Origin of the sequence: Arthrobacter sp. efr-133-R2A-63 (genome assembly GCF_030209795.1) — a bacterium.
Classification (GTDB): domain Bacteria; phylum Actinomycetota; class Actinomycetes; order Actinomycetales; family Micrococcaceae; genus Arthrobacter; species Arthrobacter bambusae_A.
The window spans coordinates 1-1557 of sequence record NZ_JARVRG010000046.1; the positions used below are offsets into that span (position 1 = coordinate 1).

Annotated in this window: 1 protein-coding gene; it reads right to left on the reverse strand. The window is 64.4% G+C overall.

Annotated features, from left to right (window positions below):
- Window positions 1–27: 27 nt before the first annotated feature.
- On the reverse strand, window positions 28–1266 hold the full coding sequence (locus tag QRN45_RS20180; RefSeq protein WP_241710937.1) for an IS110 family RNA-guided transposase: 1239 nt from the start codon (window positions 1264–1266) through the stop codon (window positions 28–30).
- Window positions 1267–1557 lie beyond the last annotated feature (291 nt).

Genomic DNA, 1557 nt, shown 5'->3' on the forward strand with positions numbered 1-1557 from the left:
CCCAACTAATACAAAAGTAGGGGTGGATCAGGCTGCGGTGACCGGAGTGATCGTGACGTCGTAGCCGAGGCTGTTGAGCTGCTTGATGGCGTTGTTCTTGGCGCGGGTCGGGTTGATGCGGGTGAAGTGGTCAGCTCCGGGCTCGTTGTAGCACTCGCCGTTGGCGAGCATGTGCCAGGCCGCGGTGAGGATGGAATGCTCGACGGCGACGAGGGCTTTGTTGCGTCCGCTTCGGGCCGTGATGCGGTGGTATCTCGCGGCGAGGTAGGTGTTCTTGGACCGTGCGGCCGCCATAGCCGCGATGCCGAGGGCTCCCTTGAGGTATTTGTTCCCGGGCAGGATGTGCGCGGATTTGATCCGTCCGGCGGATTCGTTCGCGCCGGGACAGACGCCGGCCCAAGACGCGAGCCGGGCGGGGGTTTCGAACACGGCCATGTCCGCTCCGGTTTCGGCGATGATCACCTCGGCGACCCTGCGGGAGACTCCGGGGATGGCGGCCAGGGCTTCCCTGGCGTCGCGAAAGGGTTCCATCGCCTCCTCGATCCGTGCCGTGAGGGCCTCGATGACCCGGGTGTGGGTGTCGATCTGGTCCAGGTGCAGGCGGGCCATGAACGCGTGGTGGGGTTTGAACCGGCCGGTGAGCGCGTCGACGAGGGCCGGGATCTTCGAGCGCAGCATGCCCCGGGCCATCCCGGCCAGCACCTCTGGGTTGCGTTCTCCGTTGATGAGGGCCTCGAGGATGTTCCGGGAGGAGACCCCTGTCAGATCCGAGACCACCGAGGAGAGCTTGATCCCGGAACTCTCCAGGAACTTCTCCAGCCGCTGGATCTCCCGGGCCCGGTCGCGGGTGGCGATCGCACGGGCCCGGGTCAGGTCCCTGAGCTCACGGATCGGTTCCGGCGGCACGAACGAGGCCCGCAACAACCCGAAAGCGGCCAACTGCGCCAGCCAGGCCGCGTCGGAGACGTCCGTCTTGCGGCCGGGGATGTTCCGGGCCGCCTTGGCGTTGACGAGCATCACCGGCAGCGTCTCCTCCATCAGGTAGTAGAAGGGCTTCCAGTAATCACTGGTCGCTTCCATCACCACCGTGCTCACATGTTCGCGTTCCAGGAACTCACGCAGCTCCAGGATCTGATGCGTGTTCGCGGCCCAGGTCGTAACCGTTGATGTGTAGGTCCCGGCCCGCGGGCCCGGGACCCGCACGCAGACTTTCGCGTCGCGTTTGGAGATATCCAACCCCGCGGCCCGCTCGTGAACAATGTCCATAACGACTTCCCTCCAACACCCTCAGACGGCCATCTACTGTGTCCGTCTCGGGGAGGACAGGGAAAATATTCAGGAATCTAATACCCGTGCTTCAAAGCAACAATCCACGGTTCCCGTGGAAGTCCTCCACGCCACGCTAACTCACGGACTCAAGGCACCAAGTTGGGTCGGCGTTCACCGAGACGAACACCTCCATGATCACCGAGCCGCCCGGAGAGAGCCAGAGTCTTGGTGAGCCAGACGCATACTTTCCCGGCCCACGGCGCACCAGCGGCGCTCATCCGCTAACTC